At 59.8% G+C, this 16690-nt stretch carries 13 protein-coding genes; 9 read left to right on the top strand and 4 right to left on the bottom strand.

Features of this window, described 5'->3' with window-relative positions:
* The first annotated feature begins 644 nt into the window (after positions 1-644).
* From FIU93_RS04705 to FIU93_RS04675, 7 genes are read left to right on the top strand one after another with little or no spacing between them, the layout of a single operon-like run.
* Complete coding sequence (locus tag FIU93_RS04705; RefSeq protein ID WP_152504953.1) at positions 645-2012, top strand: V-type ATP synthase subunit B; 1368 nt, start codon at positions 645-647, stop codon at positions 2010-2012.
* Positions 2012-2635, top strand: coding sequence for a V-type ATP synthase subunit D (locus tag FIU93_RS04700; protein WP_022999273.1), 624 nt, complete (start codon positions 2012-2014; stop codon positions 2633-2635). Before FIU93_RS04705 ends, FIU93_RS04700 begins: the two co-directional genes overlap by 1 nt.
* Positions 2632-4425 carry a V-type ATP synthase subunit I gene (locus FIU93_RS04695; RefSeq protein ID WP_152504952.1) on the top strand — a complete coding sequence of 598 codons (1794 nt, stop codon included), beginning with the start codon at positions 2632-2634 and terminating at the stop codon, positions 4423-4425. The genes FIU93_RS04700 and FIU93_RS04695 overlap by 4 nt, the downstream gene beginning before the upstream one ends.
* Entirely contained in the window at positions 4422-4871 is a 450-nt protein-coding gene (locus tag FIU93_RS04690; RefSeq protein WP_006939055.1) for an ATP synthase subunit C, read from the top strand. The genes FIU93_RS04695 and FIU93_RS04690 overlap by 4 nt, the downstream gene beginning before the upstream one ends.
* A 24-nt stretch (positions 4872-4895) precedes the next feature.
* Positions 4896-5597: a hypothetical protein gene (locus FIU93_RS04685; protein ID WP_062491117.1), complete on the top strand. Its 702-nt coding sequence runs from the start codon at positions 4896-4898 to the stop codon at positions 5595-5597.
* A 1-nt stretch (position 5598) separates the two neighbouring features.
* Entirely contained in the window at positions 5599-6345 is a 747-nt protein-coding gene (locus tag FIU93_RS04680; protein ID WP_152504951.1) for a hypothetical protein, read from the top strand.
* A complete protein-coding gene (locus tag FIU93_RS04675) occupies positions 6342-8177 on the top strand; it encodes a V-type ATP synthase subunit A (RefSeq protein WP_152504950.1) in 1836 nt (611 codons plus the stop codon). Before FIU93_RS04680 ends, FIU93_RS04675 begins: the two co-directional genes overlap by 4 nt.
* An 84-nt stretch (positions 8178-8261) precedes the next feature.
* Here the strand turns inward: FIU93_RS04675 and FIU93_RS04670 are convergent, their stop codons facing one another.
* Positions 8262-8963: a nitroreductase family protein gene (locus FIU93_RS04670; protein ID WP_022999268.1), complete on the bottom strand. Its 702-nt coding sequence runs from the start codon at positions 8961-8963 to the stop codon at positions 8262-8264.
* Positions 8964-9377: 414 nt separating this feature from the next.
* On the opposite strand from FIU93_RS04670, the gene FIU93_RS04665 reads away from it, so the two are divergent.
* Positions 9378-10373, top strand: coding sequence for an ABC transporter substrate-binding protein (locus FIU93_RS04665; protein WP_023014426.1), 996 nt, complete (start codon positions 9378-9380; stop codon positions 10371-10373).
* A 127-nt stretch (positions 10374-10500) separates the two neighbouring features.
* Positions 10501-12792 (top strand): EAL domain-containing protein, encoded by a 2292-nt coding sequence (locus FIU93_RS04660; RefSeq protein WP_152504949.1) that lies wholly within the window; start codon positions 10501-10503, stop codon positions 12790-12792.
* A gap of 111 nt (positions 12793-12903) precedes the next feature.
* On the opposite strand, the gene preA is transcribed toward FIU93_RS04660, so the two are convergent.
* From preA to FIU93_RS04645, 3 genes are all read right to left on the bottom strand, one after another.
* Positions 12904-14217, bottom strand: coding sequence for an NAD-dependent dihydropyrimidine dehydrogenase subunit PreA (gene preA, locus FIU93_RS04655; RefSeq protein ID WP_152504948.1), 1314 nt, complete (start codon positions 14215-14217; stop codon positions 12904-12906).
* 90 nt (positions 14218-14307) lie between these two features.
* Complete coding sequence (locus tag FIU93_RS04650) at positions 14308-15654, bottom strand: NAD(P)-dependent oxidoreductase (protein ID WP_031268749.1); 1347 nt, start codon at positions 15652-15654, stop codon at positions 14308-14310.
* Between the two features lie 369 nt (positions 15655-16023).
* Positions 16024-16278, bottom strand: a complete 255-nt coding sequence (locus FIU93_RS04645; RefSeq protein ID WP_022999263.1) for a hypothetical protein — start codon at positions 16276-16278, stop codon at positions 16024-16026.
* Positions 16279-16690: the final 412 nt, after the last annotated feature.

Below are 16690 nucleotides of genomic sequence, written 5' to 3'. Positions count from 1 at the left end.
GGTTACCGGCATAGGTTGTGCAACCGGATGTCGGGAAATTTCAAAGCGCTTTGCCTAAAAAATATCACATTTTAACAAAAGTGAAGAAAAAATGGCGAATACAACTGGCATTAAACCTATCCGGGTGGTTTTGCGCATGCTTAAAAATCTTCCTCTTGGGAAAAATTTCAGATGACTGAAGAACAATATTGGCGGGAAGGCGCGTGATCGTGAAAAAGAAACGATCATGAAGAATGATCGGGATCTTAGAGAATTGATATTCCAATATATAGGTAGAATATCAGGTGGATCGTTTGAAAGTTGCTTTAAATTTGTGCAACGCAACTGCACGTCTTCCTGAATGCTGCTTTTCCCCGGGGCTTATGCCGGAATTAAGCGGATAAGCGAAGTCGGTCCGCCGTTAACGCAAGAGAAATGGGGTTGCGGCAATACGGGAGTAAGCCTTCTGCCTCTGGCATGAGCACTTTGATGCAAGTCATACGAACGCAATCATTTCTCTCTTAACTTCATTTTGGTTGAAGCAAGTTGGGTGCCGGGCAACAGTTCAGGTTGTGTGGGATCGAAAAACCCGCCTAAGATGGTTTGCGTTGCAGCAGAACGGGTTTGGCCCGATGTGAGTTAATTTCCTTCCCAAGGGGGCGTTAATGCTGGTCTCCCACACACGGATTGTCGATATCGTTGGCGATATCATTCGCATTCAGGTGTCTTCGACGAAGAGCGAGTCGGAGGGGCGCCCGTGCCTGGGTGATCTGGCACTGGTCGATTCAGGCGACGGTGCGACGTCTCTCGCGCAGGTCATCAACATCGACCGGGACATGGTTTCGCTGCAGGTCAATTCCGGCACCAAGGGCCTCGCCAACAATTCGTCCGTACGCTTTCTGGGTGAGCCGGCCAAGGTCACCTATTCGGACAATATCCTCGGCCGTGTGTTCGACGGTGCGGGGCAGCCGATTGACCGGGGTCCGGATCTGTCCAGCGACCCTTCCGTCCCGATCGGCGGACCGTCCGCCAACCCGATGAAGCGCGTGCTTGCTTCGCGTATGATCCGCACAGATGTGCCGATGATCGATATCTTCAACTGCCTCGTGGAAAGTCAGAAGATCCCGATCTTCTCGGTTTCCGGCGAACCCTATAACCCGTTTTTGGCGCGTATCGGCATCCAGGCAGATGCCGATATCGTGGTGTTCGGCGGCCTCGGGCTGATCTTCGATGACTATGCCTTTTTCCGGCAGCAGTTCGAGGATGCGGGCGTTTTCCCGCGCACGGTCATGTTCATCAACCAGGCGTCCGACCCGGTGGTAGAGCGTCTGCAGGTTCCGGACATGGCCCTTGCGGTTGCGGAAAAATTCGCCGTTGAGGAAGGCAAGCGCGTGCTGGTGCTGCTCACCGACATGACCGCCTTCGCAGATGCCATGAAGGAAGTCTCCATTGCGATGGAACGGGTGCCCGCCAACCGGGGCTATCCGGGCGATCTTTATTCCCAGCTGGCCCGCCGTTACGAAAAGGCCTGCGATTTCAAGGGCTCAGGCTCGGTCACTATCCTTACAGTCACGACAATGCCGGGCAATGACGTCACCCATCCGGTGCCGGACAACACAGGCTACATCACCGAAGGCCAGTTCTATCTGCACAGCGGCGTTCTGGATCCCTTCGGCTCGCTGTCCCGTTTGAAACAGCATGTGATCGGCAAAGTGACGCGTGAGGATCACAACCAGATCATGAACACCATGATCCGCTTTTATTCCGGCGCACGCGATGCGGAGCAGAAGCAGTCCATGGCGTTCGAATTGTCGGATTACGACCACCAGCTTCTGAAGTTTGGCGGCCTTTTCCGGCGGCGTTTCATGGATATCGATGTCGCAATGCCCCTGGAGGAGGCGCTCGACCTGTGCTGGCAGACGCTTGCGGAATGCTTCCAGCCGGAACAGCTTTTGATGAAACAGGGGCTGATCGACAAGTATTTCCCGAAAAGCAAACCTGCCGGCGGAGCGTCTGACGAGGAGGCTGCCTGATGGCAAGGCTGGCCCTCAACAAGTCGTCTCTAGCCCGGGAAAGCGGGCAGCTCTCGGAATACAAGCGCTTCCTGCCGTCTCTTGAGCTGAAGAGGCTCCAGATCATGGCCGAGCGCGCCAAGGCGAAGGAAGCAGCCGTCCGCCTGGAGGCGGAGTATGAGGAGCGCTTCAACGCTCTTGCGCGGTCTCTGCCGATGATGGCCAACAAGCATGTCCCGCTGGAAGGGCTCGTGGTGTTGAAGCAGGCCGTCGTCGGCGAGCAGAACCTCTCCGGCACCCGGCTGCCGGTCCTGGAGGATATCGAAGTCGAGACGAAACCCTATTCCCGTCTGGCGCGCCCACATTGGGTCGACCCCTATGTCGCAGGCATGCAGGAACTGTTGCGGCTCAACAAGGAGCGGGAAATTGCCAAGGAGCGTATTGCCCGGCTGATCGAGGCCGAAGCGGTTATCTCTCGCAGGGTCAACCTGTTCGAAAAGGTGCTGATCCCGCAGGCGGAACGCAACATCAAGAAAATCCGCATGGCCCTGGCGGACGCGGAACGCGATGCCGTGGTCCGTGCCAAGATCTCCAAACGCAAGACGGCAGCGCGCGGCGCTGAAACCTCGGTGGCCGAACTATGACCATCGTCCCGCTCGTCAAGGTGAATCTGGTCGGCATCCTTGAGGACAAGGACAAGGTGCTGGAAGCCACGCAGGAATTCGGCGCCCTGCACCTGATCCCCCTGACATCGGCACAAAAGGAACTGGAAGCCGTTCCCGCAGGCCGGGGGCGCGAGGCGAGCGAAGCCCTGCGCTGGCTCATGGACAGCAAGGCGCAGCGTCGTCCTGTCACCCATCTTGACGACTTTGACCTGGAAACGGTGGTCGAAACGACGCTTGCCAACCGCAAGGCGCTTCGCGACTGCGAAGACCGGGTGGCGCGCCTTGACCAGCGCATTCAGGATGTGGAGCCCTGGGGCGAATTCAGCTTTTCCGACCTGGCCGAAATCGGCGAGCACCGGCTGTGGTTCTACGTGGTGCCCAACGCCAAACTCAAGCTGATCGATCCTTCCGACAAGATCCTGGAGATCGTCCACCGCGACAAGTACCGCAGCTACATCGTGTTGCTTTCTCCGGAAGAACCGGCGGCAAATGCCATGCCGGTGCCGCGCGTTCACGTGGGGGCCGAGGCGCTCTCGGTGCTTCGGCGTCAACATGAAGATGCGACCATCCAACTGGAAGAGCTGGAACTGCAGCGTCAGGCTCTCACCAAATGGCGGTTCGTGCTGGCGCAGAACCTTGCCGCCGCCCGCGACCATTCCGCCCGCCACAGGGCGTCGCTCGAAACAGCGGACACCGAACAGGTCTTCGTGCTTCAGGCCTGGGCGCGGCGGGACCAGGTCGCGGAAGTCCGCACGCTTTCGGACAGTCTCGGCATCGCCCTGCTGGTGACGGATGTCGAAGAGGCCGATGCGCCGCCCACGCTTCTCGACAACAGGCCGGCGCTGGAAGCGGGGGAGGATCTGGTCGAATTCTACCAGACCCCCGGCTACAGAGGGTGGGACCCTTCGGCAATCGTCTATGTATCCTTCGTGATCTTCTTCGGCATGATCATGACGGACGCGGGTTATGGCCTGCTTCTTCTGCTGCTGTTGTACCTGTTCCGGGCGCGCTTTAAAGGTTCGGCGTTGGGCCGGCGCATGTTCCGGATGTCCGTCTGGCTCATGATCTCGACGGCGGCCTTTGGCGTGGCAACGGGTAGCTACTTCGGTGTCGCGCCTCCCGAAGGCACGTTTCTCGCGCGCCTGAAGGTGCTGCATCTGAAGGACGTCGACACGATGATGAAGATCACGCTGACCATCGGCGTGACCCATATCGTCATTGCCAACCTGATGCGCGCCTGGCACGAAACGAGCCTGAGCGGTCGCCTGCAGCCTGTCGGCTGGTGTCTGGTGGCACTCGGTGGCCTGGCAACGTTTCTGGGGCAGGGCACTTCCATTGCGGTTGCCGGCCCGGTCGCGGTGGTTGCTGGCCTCCTGCTGGTCGGCATCTTCGGCAGCGACCGCAAGGTGACATCGCTCAAGACCGGCGGCCTCAGGGTCTTCGATGGCCTCGCCTCGCTGGCCCGTATCGTCAACATTTTCTCTGATGTTCTCAGCTACATGCGCCTGTTTGCGCTGGGGCTTGCGGCAGCGTCGCTTGCCGAAACCATCAATTCGCTCTCGGGCCAGCTCAACCACGCGGTTCCTGGCGTCGGTCTGCTGATCGCCATCGCGGTTCTCGTGCTCGGGCACGCCATCAATATCGGGCTGGGGCTGATCGCCGGCTGCGTGCATGGCCTGCGTCTGAATGTCATTGAATTTTTCAATTGGGGTTTGAAGGACGAGGGCACGCCTTTCCGTCCGTTCAAGAAAGAGGAGACACGCCTGTGAACGAATTCGTTGTGGCTCTCGGCTGGTTTGGGCTGTTCGCGCCGGTCGCCCTCGGCGCCATCGGCAGTGCCTGGGGCTGCGCCCTTGGCGGCAGTGCCGCGATCGGCGCCATGCTGGACAGCGACGGTGGTTATGGAAGGTTCATCGGTGTTTCGCTGATGCCGTCGTCCCAGGTGATCTACGGCATCGTGATCATGTTCTCGTTGCAGCAGCCCACCATTGATGCAGCCAATGGCGCCGCGCTTTTCGGCATCGGCCTCCTGTCCGGCGTCACCATGCTCTACACCGGCATTCGCCAGGGAGAGGTGCTCGCCTCGGCCATTCATGCTTCCAAGGCCAAGCCGGAAATCTTCGGCATTTCCCTCGCACCGGCGGCGGTGCTGGAAGGCTTTTCGGTCTTTGCTCTCGTTTTCGCGCTGGTCCTGTCCGGCTCGATCCCCGCTTAGGGCCAGAAGGAACAGGAGGCGGCAATGTCCAAACATGACGCAGCAGACGACCTGGAGAACGCCGCTGGTGCCGGTGTCCAGGCGCTAATCGAACGGTTGAAGTCCGAAGGCGTGGCCGCGGGCCAGTCGGAGGGGGATGCCATCCTGGCCAAGGCCAGGGAAAAGGCGGAAACGATCGTTGAGGAAGCAAGGCAGAAGGCGGACAGCCTGCTGGCTGATGCAAGAGCGGAAGCGGCCAGGGAAAAGGCGGCGACGGAAGACGGGCTGAAGGTTGCCGCGCGCGATCTTGTCCTTAGCCTGCGCAACGAGCTGGGCGACCGCATTCAGCAGGAAGCCGGCCGGCTGGTGGCAACTACACTTGCCGACCAGGAATTCCTGAAAAACCTCATTCTGGCGATGGCCGCCAACGCAAAGGACAATGCGTCGGTCAGCGACGCTGAGCCGATGGAGATCGTCCTGCCGGAGAAGGTCGTCACCTTCGAGGAGTTGAAGCAATCGCCCGAGGCGGTCGAGCCGGGAACCCTCACCCACTTCGTGATCGCGCTTGCGGGCGAAGTGTTGCGGCAAGGGGTCACCTTCTCCACCGCACCGGGCTTTGACGGCATCAAGGTGAAGTTGACCGACAGGGACGTTTCCATCGATCTGACCGAAGAAGCGATCGCGACACTGTTGAAGCGGCACCTGCAACCGCGTCTCAGAGCGGTGATGGAAGGGGTGCTGCGCTGACATGAGCCGGCCGCACCAATATATCGCGCTGGTGTCCAGCCTGCCCCATCTTGGCAAGCTGTTCTCGCGCAAGGACGTGCCGATCTCGGGGTTCCGCTTGAAGCAGCGGCTGTCAATGCTGGAGCCCGCGCATGCGAGCCTGCTGCGCGAGATGGTAGAGGTGACGGCCTGGGCCGGTGTTGCCGGTTATGATCGCGACATCGATGTGATCCTGCGGGCAAACAAGGTTCTTGCCGATCTGGCTGCCTATCCGGATCTGCAACATCTTGTCGGGGCACGCATGGAAACGCGGACGCTGATTGCAGCGCTGCGCCGCCGCCGGGACGGACAGGAAAGCGCCGGAGATATCGAAAATTGGGGCTTCGGCCGCTGGTGCGCACAGGTCAAGGCCAACTGGAGCGACCCGGCCTTCGGGCTCGGTCATTTCATGCCGTGGGTGGGCGAGGCTCACCAATTGATGCAGGCGGGCGATCACATCGCCATGGAACGTCTTGTCCTCACCCAGGTCTTCCGACAGATGAGCCATTACGGCAACCTGCATGAATTCGATTTCGAGGCCGTTGCGATCTACGTGCTGCGCTGGGTGATCGTGGAACGCTGGTCACGCTACAACGAGGCCGATGCACGTGCCCGGCTGGCCACGCTCGTGGCGTCAGCCCTTGACGGCAAGACGGATGACGGCAGTCAAGCCGGCCGGCCGGATCTTTTCTCAGACTTCACTTCTGCCCTTGAGGGAGCCCCTTCATGACGAGCCATGTTCAGTTGCCCGAACCGACCGCGGAAATCGTCGCCGTGCAGGACGATCTCGTCACACTGTCGCCTCTCGGCTCTGCCCCTCTCATCAAGAACGAGGTGGTCTATATTATCCCCCATGGTCCCGAACGTGATGGCAAGCCGCGGGAATATCTGAAGGCCGAAGTGCTGCGCGTGCGCGGAAAGTCCGCTGAAGCACAGGTGTTCGAAAGCACTGCGGGCGTGCGCGTCGGTGACAAGGTGATCCAGAGCGGCGAGATGCTGTCGGTTGCTCTCGGACCGGGCCTGCTCAGCACGGTTTTTGACGGCTTGCAGAACCCGCTGGCCGATATTGCGGCCGAGCACGGCTTCTTCCTGCCGCGCGGGGTGCTCACCAATGCTCTCGACCAGAACCGCAAATGGTCGTTTGAACCCAAGGTGAAATCCGGTGACGTGGTCAAAGCCGGGGAAACGCTCGGCACGGTTCCGGAAGGCAGGTTCGAGCACCGGATCATGGTTCCCTTCGTTACGACGGGTTCCTGGACAGTGGACCGGATACGCGAAGGAACGTTCACGATCAACGAGGTGGTGGCAACGCTCAAGAACGATCGCGGCGAAACCCGCGACCTGACCATGGTCCAGCATTGGCCGGTTCGCCGGGCGATCCCGGAGGGGCTGGTCAAGGCCGGTCAGAGCGAGCGGCTTTATCCAAGCGAGCCGCTGATCACCACCTTGCGCCTGATCGACACGTTCTTTCCCATCGCCCGTGGCGGTATGGGCTGCATTCCGGGTCCCTTCGGCGCGGGCAAGACGGTGCTGCAATCGCTGATTTCGCGTTTCTCGGCGGTCAATATCGTGATCGTGGTTGCCTGCGGCGAGCGTGCCGGCGAGGTGGTCGAAACGATCACCGAGTTCCCGCACCAGCCGGATCCTTCCGGAGACGGCACGCTCATGGATCGTACGGTCATCATCTGCAACACGTCTTCAATGCCTGTGGCGGCGCGCGAGGCCTCGATCTACACGGGCATTACCCTTGGCGAATATTATCGGCAGATGGGCTATGACGTGCTCTTGATCGCCGACAGTACTTCCCGCTGGGCCCAGGCCATGCGTGAGACCTCCGGCCGGCTGGAGGAAATTCCGGGAGAAGAAGCGTTCCCCGCCTATCTCGACAGCGCCATCAAGGGCATCTACGAACGCGCTGGTGTGTTGCGGACCGCCAGCGGCGAGACCGGCAGTCTCACCATGATCGGCACGGTGTCTCCGGCCGGCGGCAATTTTGAGGAGCCGGTCACCCAGTCGACTCTCGGCACGGTCAAGACCTTCCTGGGCCTCTCGTCCGAACGGGCCTACAAGCGCTTCTATCCGGCGGTCGACCCGCTGTTGTCCTGGTCTCGGTATCACATTCAGCTCAACGACTGGTACCAGAACAATATCGGCCCGGACTGGGTGCCCCGCGTTTCCGAAATGATTGAACTTCTTCGCAAAGGTGACGAGATTACCCGCATGATGCAGGTGACAGGTGAAGAGGGCGTCTCGACCGACGATTTCATCCTTCAGCAGAAGGCGCTGTTTCTCGACATGGTCTACCTGCAGCAGGATGCCTTTGACGATGTCGACGTGTCGGCTCCGCTCAGGCGCCAGCAGGAAACCTTCGATCTCGTCTACCGGATCGCCCGCACCGACTTTGCCTTTGACGACAAGGAAGCCGTCCGCAAGTTCTTCACCGAACAGACATCGCTCTTCAAGAACCTCAACTACGCCGCCGACGGCAGTCCGGACCGCAAGGAACTGCTGGAGAAAATAAAGGCCAATGTCAGCGCTGCCCCGACACATGTGACGGGGTGATCGCCGTGTATTGCGGGTGAGTAAGCCCCGGGCTTCGCGCTGTCCGCCCGGGGTGACGCGCTGGAAACGCACTTGGTTCTGAAGCTATTCCTGGTCCTCGAACACGCTCAGGATCTCTTCCAGCGGCTTCTTGATCTTGGCGACAGCCGGTACCGTGGCGTCTTCCGCGGGATGGCCGACGGCCAGGATCATGACCGGCTTTTCCGCTTCCGGGCGGTTCAGGATCCCGTTGAGGAATTTCATCGGGTTGGGCGTGTGCGTCAGGGTTGAAAGCCCCGCATGGTGAAGTGCGGTGATCAGGAGGCCCGTGGCGATGCCGACACTTTCGGGCACGTAGTAGTGCTTGTAGCGGGTGCCGTCGTCGAAGGTGCCCCAGCGCTGCGCGAAAATCACGATCAGCCAGGGGGCGATGTCCAGATGCGGCTTGTCCGCGTCGGTGCCGATGGGCTCCAGTGCCTTGATCCATTCGTCGCCCGCGCCGCCATCATAGAACTTGCGTTCCTCTTCCTCGGCAGCCAGGCGGATCTTGTGCTTCAGGTCGGCATTGGAAATCGCCACGAAATGCCATGGCTGGTGATTGGCGCCGCTCGGGGCGGTTCCGGCAGCGCGGATGCAGGCTTCGATGATGGAACGGTCCACAGGACGGTCCGAGAAATGGCGAACCGTATGGCGGGTCCGCACATCGTCATAAAAATCCTGCGCACGGGCCAGCATTTCCTTGTCGTCGTAAATTCGCCGGTCCGGCAGCGGCAACGGTTGGTAATCCAGGGCTGATTTGGAAATCATGTTTTTTGTCCATTTGCATTGCCGACCGGCGGATTCGCAAGGAATCCGGGCCGCGCAATCTCCTCCCACTATGCACCGTTAAGTATGGATCGACTGACCGGGCGTCAGGCAACTAAAAATCCGATCCACCGGCTTCACAACTTGAACCAAGCCCGCCTATGCTCGTCTTTGAAACGCCAAATGGCCTTGATGAAAAAATAACCTTGACCAGTGACATGGCACCTTTCTAGATTTTCTTGACCAATTGGTCAGCACTGTTCGTTGAGAAGGCAAAATGCCCCGGCGTCCGGATGCGGCCAAACAACCGGAAGAGGATCAGGCGGCCGGGAACCGCTCCGAGGTCCGCACCGGTTAGGGTTTGAAGTTCCAGAGAAGGGTGAGTCCGACAGCGGCTCGCCCATAACCAGTAGGGGAATGGCAATGAAGGCATTGAAAAGTCTGGCGCTCGCGTCTGTCCTGGGCGCAAGCCTGGTGTCAGGTGCGGCCAACGCCGCGGACGAGCTGACACTGCAGCTTAAGTGGGTCACACAGGGCCAGTTTGCCGGCTATTACGTGGCCAAGGACAAGGGCTTTTACGACGAAGAAGGCCTGGACGTAACGATCAAGCCGGGCGGTCCGGACATTGCGCCGCCGCAGGTTATCGCCGGTGGCGGAGCCGACGTGATCATCGACTGGATGCCGTCCGCCCTGGCATCGCGCGAAAAGGGTGTGCCGCTTGTCAACATCGCACAGCCGTTCAAGAAGTCCGGCATGATGCTGACCTGCCTGAAGGAAACCGGCATCACCTCGCCGGAAGACTTCAAGGGCCGGACACTCGGCGTCTGGTTCTTCGGTAACGAATATCCGTTCCTGTCCTGGATGAGCCAGCTCGGCATTCCGACGGACGGTGGCGACGAAGGCGTGACTGTCCTGAAGCAGGGCTTCAACGTTGATCCGCTGCTGCAGAAGCAGGCCGACTGCATCTCCACCATGACCTACAACGAATATTGGCAGGTCATCGATGCCGGCATTCCGGAAGAAGACCTGATCGTCTTCAAATACGAAGACCAGGGTGTCGCGACGCTGGAAGACGGTCTCTACGTTCTGGAATCCAGCCTGGACGACCCGGCAATGGTCGACAAGCTCGCCCGCTTCGTGAAAGCCTCCATGAAGGGCTGGGCCTATTCCGCCGAAAACCCGGAAGAAGCTGCTGAAATCGTTCTGGAAAACGACGCCACTGGCGCGCAGACAGAAAAGCATCAGATCCGCATGGTCGGCGAAATCAACAAGCTGGTTGATGGATCTGACGGTAAACTGGACATGTCTGCCTATGAGCGCACCGTGAAGTCCCTCCTGTCCGGCGGGTCCGACCCGGTCATCACCAAGGAGCCGGAAGGCGCCACCACAACGGTCGTCACCGACAAGATGTAACGTCAATCGGGCAGCCGGGGCGGAAATCGTTCCGGCTGCCTTTGCCTGATGCCTGGCAAGGCACTAAAAATTAAATGTTTGAACCCAGACTGCTTCGCTGACAAAAGCTTGGGATTTTGAAAGCGAAATGCGCGATCTGTCTGGAAAAACAGACAAATTCGACCTGGTTCATTCCGCGGCGGAGACAGTATCCGACGAACCGCGCCGGATGACCGCGAGCGTTTTCGGCATTTCTTCCAGCCTCGTCATCATTTTGATGTTCTGCGCGGTGATTTTTTCTTTCGGCGCCGTGCTGTTCAAGGTGCTGGTCGCGGAGCGCGAAGCTGCGATGCGGGAGACCAAATCGGTCGCGCGTGTCTTCCAGAACCACAAGCAGTTGCTGTTGCGTGAAATGGAGCGCTACGCCGCTTCCAACGCCGCCTATCAGAATATCGATACCAATCTGTCGCCCGACTGGATCGAGGCCAGGTTCGGCGTCGACATGGCCCTGGATTTCGCCCACGACTACACGGTGCTTTTCGGTCCGGACGGCAAGGTCCTCTTTTCTTCCAACTTCCACGGCAAGGAGAGAGCGGAAGACTTTTCCAAGAGCGTCCAGACGGGCATTAACGGCACGCTGGACAGCATACGCGGCAATTACGTCAAAGCCCTGGTCCGGTCAGAACCAGGCGAAGTCCGCTTCACCGGGACTTTGGCCGACATTTCGGCCATCGACATCGTCGAGATCAACGATCACCCCTTCATCGTCGCGGCCTTTGCGATCGTACCGGATCCCGGTGGGATCGAAATGTCCTTCGGGCCGCCGAACGTTCTCGTCAACGCATTCGAGATCGATGCGGCGCATCTCAGCAATCTTCTATCCAGCCTCGCCCTGGACAATCTGAAATTCGCTTCGGAAATTCCCGACGGCATGATCGGCACCCCGGTTCAGAACGGGGCCGGCACGGTGCTTGGTTATCTCGCCTGGTATCCGATGAGCCAGTCGTCGGGGATCATCCTGTCTTCGATACCCGTTCTCCTGCTGTCGCTCGGGGTCATTCTGACAGTGGCCCTGATTGCCCTCCGGCAGAATGCCAACGCCAGGGCACGGCTGGCAGCCCGTGAACAGGAAGCCCGTTACGCCGCCAATCACGATTCCCTGACAGGCTTCGTCACACGCGGATATTTCCACGCCACAGCCACGAAGAGGCTGGCCTTGCGCAAGGATCAGCAGCGTGGCGCCTGGATCATTTATCTCGACGTCGACAACCTCAAGCAGGTGAACGACATCTACGGGCACACCGTGGGCGACAGCCTGGTGGTCGCTCAGGCCGAACGCATCAGATCGGTGCTCGGCCCGTTCGACCTGGTCGCGCGCAGCGGTGGCGATGAATTCCTGATCCTGACGGAGCGTTGGGAAACGCTGGAGCAAGCCGTTGAGGAGGCGGGCAAGCTGTTTGAAAAGCTGCGGCAGCCGTTCGACTATGAAGGCAAGCGCATTGAAACGTCCGTAAGCGCGGGTATCGCCCGCTTCCCGGACCACGGCCAGACACTGACAGGCCTTGTTCGCGCTGCCGATATCGCCCTGCAGCGCTGCAAGATGGAGCAGAAAAGCTCGTTCCGGATTTACGACGAGCGGATGGACGACCTTCTGCGCGAACGGCGCGAGATCCGTGTGGATCTCGATTCAGCCCTGCGTGAAGAGCAATTCGACCTGTTCTATCAGCCGATCGTCGACGCCCGGTCGGGCGAACTGGCCTTCTATGAAGCCCTGATCCGCTGGCGGCATCCAAGCCGCGGCCTGGTGCCGCCGGTGATGTTCCTGCCGGTTGCCCAGGATGCTGGACTGATGCCTGTGATCGGTGCCTGGGTGCTGGAGCGGGCGCTTCACGATGCAGGCAGCTGGATGCAGACCGGCGTGTCGGTCAATGTCTGCACAAGCCAGATCCAGGCCACAGGTTTCGCGGACAAGGTCGAGGCACTGCTGCGGAAATACGACTTTCCTCCGGAAAGGCTTGTTCTCGAAATCACCGAGGACCTGATGCTGGAGGAAAGCGCGCAGACGCGGAACACCATTCTCAAGCTGCGCGATCTTGGTGTCGGGCTCGCCATTGACGACTTCGGCACCGGATTTTCCAGCCTGAACTACCTGCACAAGTATCGCTTCGACAAGATGAAGATCGACCGCAGTTTCGTGTCGCGTATCGGCGAGGACGAGGAAGCGGACATGGTCGTCCGCTCCATGCTGAGCCTTGCCCGGGTAATGGGCATGCAAAGCGTCGGCGAAGGGGTCGAGACGGAAGCACAGCGCGACTTCCTGGTGGAGGCGGGTTGCGAGTTCCTGCAGGGCTATCTCTTCGACAGGCCGCTGCCGTTCAACGAGTTGATGCCGCCTGATCCTTTGTCGCAGATGGAAGGCATCCGTCGGGCCGGCGGTTGATCTGCCTGCTTGCGGCAATCCCTTTCAAGGTTCCCTAGACTGAAAAGCGAACAAAAAAACGCGGGCAAGGGAGGATCCTGCCCGCGTTGAAGGTGACCGCCGGAGCTTTGCCTATTCGGCTGCTTCCTTGACGGCCATCGGGTTGTTCGGGTGCGTCGTCCAGTTGGCGTAGTCTTTTTCGACAGGCTTCTTGGTGCGCGGATCGATGCTGCCGGCCTCCATGGGTTCCATGGTGATGCAGCCTTCGATCGGGCAGACATTGACGCACAGGTTGCAGCCGACGCATTCCTCGTCGATCACCTCGAACTTGCGAACGCCGTCCACCATGTTGGTGATCGCCTGGTGGGACGTGTCCTCACAGGCGATGTGGCAGCGGCCGCATTCGATGCAAAGATCCTGATCGATCTTGGCCTTGGCGATGTAGTTGAGGTTGAGGTACTGCCAGTCGGATACATTCGGCACCGCGCTGCCGACAAACTGGTCGACGGAGGTGTAGCCCTTGGTGTCCATCCAGTCGCTGAGGCCTTCGATCATGTCCTCGACAACCCGGAAGCCATAGGTCATTGCGGCCGTGCAGACCTGCACAGAGCCTGCGCCAAGCGCCATGAACTCGGCCGCGTCACGCCAGGTGGTCACGCCGCCGATGCCGGAGATCGGCAATCCGTGGGTCACCGGGTCGCGGGCGATTTCGGCGACCATGTTGAGTGCAATCGGCTTTACGGCCGGGCCGCAATAGCCGCCGTGCGCACCCTTGCCGTCGACAGAGGGAGACGGCGACATGATGTCGAGGTCGACACTCATGATCGAGTTGATGGTGTTGATCAGCGAGACAGCATCAGCACCACCCGCCTTGGCGGCCTGCGCCGGCTTGCGGACATCGGTGATGTTCGGTGTCAGCTTCACGATGCAGGGCATGCGCGAATGCTGCTTCACCCAGCGGGTGACCATTTCGATGTATTCCGGCACCTGGCCGACGGCGGAGCCCATGCCGCGTTCGCTCATGCCGTGCGGGCAACCGAAGTTCAGTTCGACACCGTCGGCTTCGGTTTCTTCGACGCGGCGGAGGATGTCGATCCAGTTCTGCTCCTCGCAGGGCACCATCAGCGAGACGACGAGCGCCCGGTCCGGCCAGTCGCGCTTCACCTGCTTGATCTCGCGCAGGTTCACTTCCAGCGGACGGTCGGTGATCAGTTCGATGTTGTTGAGGCCGATCAGCTGCCGGTCCTTGCCATGGATCGCGCCGTAGCGCGGACCGTTGACGTTGACAACCGCCGGATCTTCCCCAAGCGTCTTCCACACGACGCCACCCCAGCCGGCCTTGAAGGCCCGGACGACGTTATATTCCTTGTCCGTCGGCGGCGCGGATGCCAGCCAGAACGGGTTCGGCGATTTGATGCCGATAAAATCAGTACGCAAGTCAGCCATAGTGGCTCTCCCTCAAATCGGTGGCGCCGAGCGCGTCAGCTGCTGCCGGGCGCTCAGGTCCCAGTCGCTCAGGTTTCAGGCGCGCAAGTCTCAGGCGGTCAGGGCAGCGTTAATGCTCTCGGCGGCAATCTTGCCATCCTCGACAGCGGCAACCGTGAGGTCTTCACCGCCCAGCACGCAGTCACCGCCCGCCCATACATCGGCAAGGCTGGTCTTGCGGTCCGCATCAACCACGATGCGACCCTTTTCAAGGGACAGCGCATCGCCGAGATCCGCTTGCACCAGGGTCTGGCCAACGGCCTTGAACACCATGTCCGCAGGCAGGGTAATGACTTCGCCTGTACCGGTCAGGGAACCATTCTGCTCCTGGGTCCGCTCCAGTTCAATCGCGGTAATCGCACCGTTTTCACCGACAAGGCCCTTCGGCTGGGCCCAGGTCATGATCCGGACGCCGCTGGTCTGGGCCAGCTGCTGTTCGTATTCGGAGGCGTTCATCCGGTCCTGACCGCGGCGATAGGCGATCGTGACGTCTTCGGCGCCCAGCAGTTTGGTCTGGACCGCAATGTCGACCGCAGTCATGCCGCCTCCGATCACCACGATGCGCCGGCCAACCGGAAGCTGGGAAAGATCCTTCGACTGACGCAGGTCGGCAATGTAGTCGACGGCATCGATCGAGCCGCTCTTGTCTTCGCCTTCAAGGCCAAGCGCATTGACGCCGCCAAGGCCGATGCCGAGGAACACGGCATCATATTCGGCACGCAGGGTCGCAAGATCCAGATTGGTGCCGAGGCGCATGCCGGTCCGGACTTCGATACCGCCGATGGACAGGATGAAATCCACTTCCCGCGCGGCAAAGTCGTCGACCGACTTGTAGGAGGCGATACCGTATTCGTTGAGGCCGCCGGCTTTTTCGCGGGCATCGAACAGGGTGACGTCGTGACCGTGCACCGCCAGCCGGTGGGCGCAGGAAAGACCCGCAGGTCCGGCGCCGACGACGGCAACCTTCTTGCCGGTTGCAGCAGCGCGCGTGAACGGCGTCGAGCTGAACTCCGACATGAAGTGATCAGTCGAATACCGCTGCAACTCGCCGATCTTCACCGGCTTGCCTTCGGCAACTTCGCGCACGCAGACCTGTTCACACAGTGTCTCGGTCGGGCAGACGCGGGCACACATGCCGCCCAGAATGTTCTGGGCGAAAATGGTCTTCGCGGCCCCGGTCGGGTTCCCGGTCGAGATCTGGCGAATGAACTGCGGAATGTCGATGCTGGTCGGGCATGCCTGCATGCAAGGGGCGTCGTAGCAGAAGTAGCAACGGTCGGCTTCGACCTGCGCTTCGTGCTGGTCCAGCAGCGGGTGCAGGTCGCTGAAATTCTCAGCGTATGCGTCCTCAGGCAAGCGCCCGGCGGCAATGTCCGGGCCGGCTTTGGTCTGGGTCATGGAGATCTCCGGAAGGTTGGCGATCGTTTTCAAGGTGGCTTCCTTCGTTTGATGAGGAGGCTCAGGAATGCATTGGAAGAAAATTTGAACAGTTAGTCAAATTTTTTTTGGAATGATTAAAAACTTGAGGGAAAAAATCAGCAATAAAATTACCGGAAAAACAGCACCTTAACGCAAAAAAGGCGCTGTGATGAAATTTGCGCCATGGCGCAAAATCCGGCCTGACAGCTGTCTGTCACGGTGTATTGGCGGGGAAAACAGGACAGATCAACGCGCACGCACGCCGAAGAGCTCCGGCGCACCTGTGTGCACCGGAGTTAAAGCGGCCGCCAGGCAAACTGGTAGCGTTGGTTCCGGAACCGTGTCCGGTTAGTGCGAGTGGTGTGACAGGCGCAGGGGCGCTGTCTGACGGGGGCTTTGAACCCGTCCGGCCACATTCTGGAACGCGAGCACAAGACTGACTGCAACAAGAGTCGCAGGCCACAAGATCGATGTGACCAGAACTCCCAGCAGCCGCTTTGGTGTGCTCAGTCCGCTGTCAAGCAATTCCGCAGACGACAGGATCAGAAACACCAGCGTAACGGCGCCATAGAGGACGGCTCCCATGAAGAACAGGAGATACATGTCGGTTACCCACCTTACATTTTACCCAATGCCGCATCCCGAGCCTCAATGCGGCGTCCTACCTCGCACATCACAAGGCAAATCTTTGGTGTAAATGTGGCCGTTTCGCTTCTGGGTAGGCATAGGTGAGGCCAAACTTTCGCCATCCGGGTCGGGCGGGTTAACCCGGAATGCAGCGCATCTCCTTGGGGAACTCCCGCTAACTGCATGGTTAACAAAAGGTTTCCGGATTTGCAGTGGCGGGAAAATGACCGGTTTCAGCCTGTTTTCGGAACCCTGCGCCTGTGGACATGTTTGTGGACAGAAAAGGAAAATATTTTTCGACTGAGCACAAAGTGGCGCACGGATGTCGCCATATTTTGCTCCGGGTCGGTAAAGGGCTTGAAACCCACTGCACACAAAAAGGCAGCGG

Origin of the sequence: Labrenzia sp. THAF35 (genome assembly GCF_009363595.1) — a bacterium.
Lineage (GTDB): Bacteria > Pseudomonadota > Alphaproteobacteria > Rhizobiales > Stappiaceae > Roseibium > Roseibium algicola.
The sequence above is the reverse complement of the archived record's forward strand: the minus strand, read 5'-3'. Positions and strand labels throughout refer to the sequence as shown.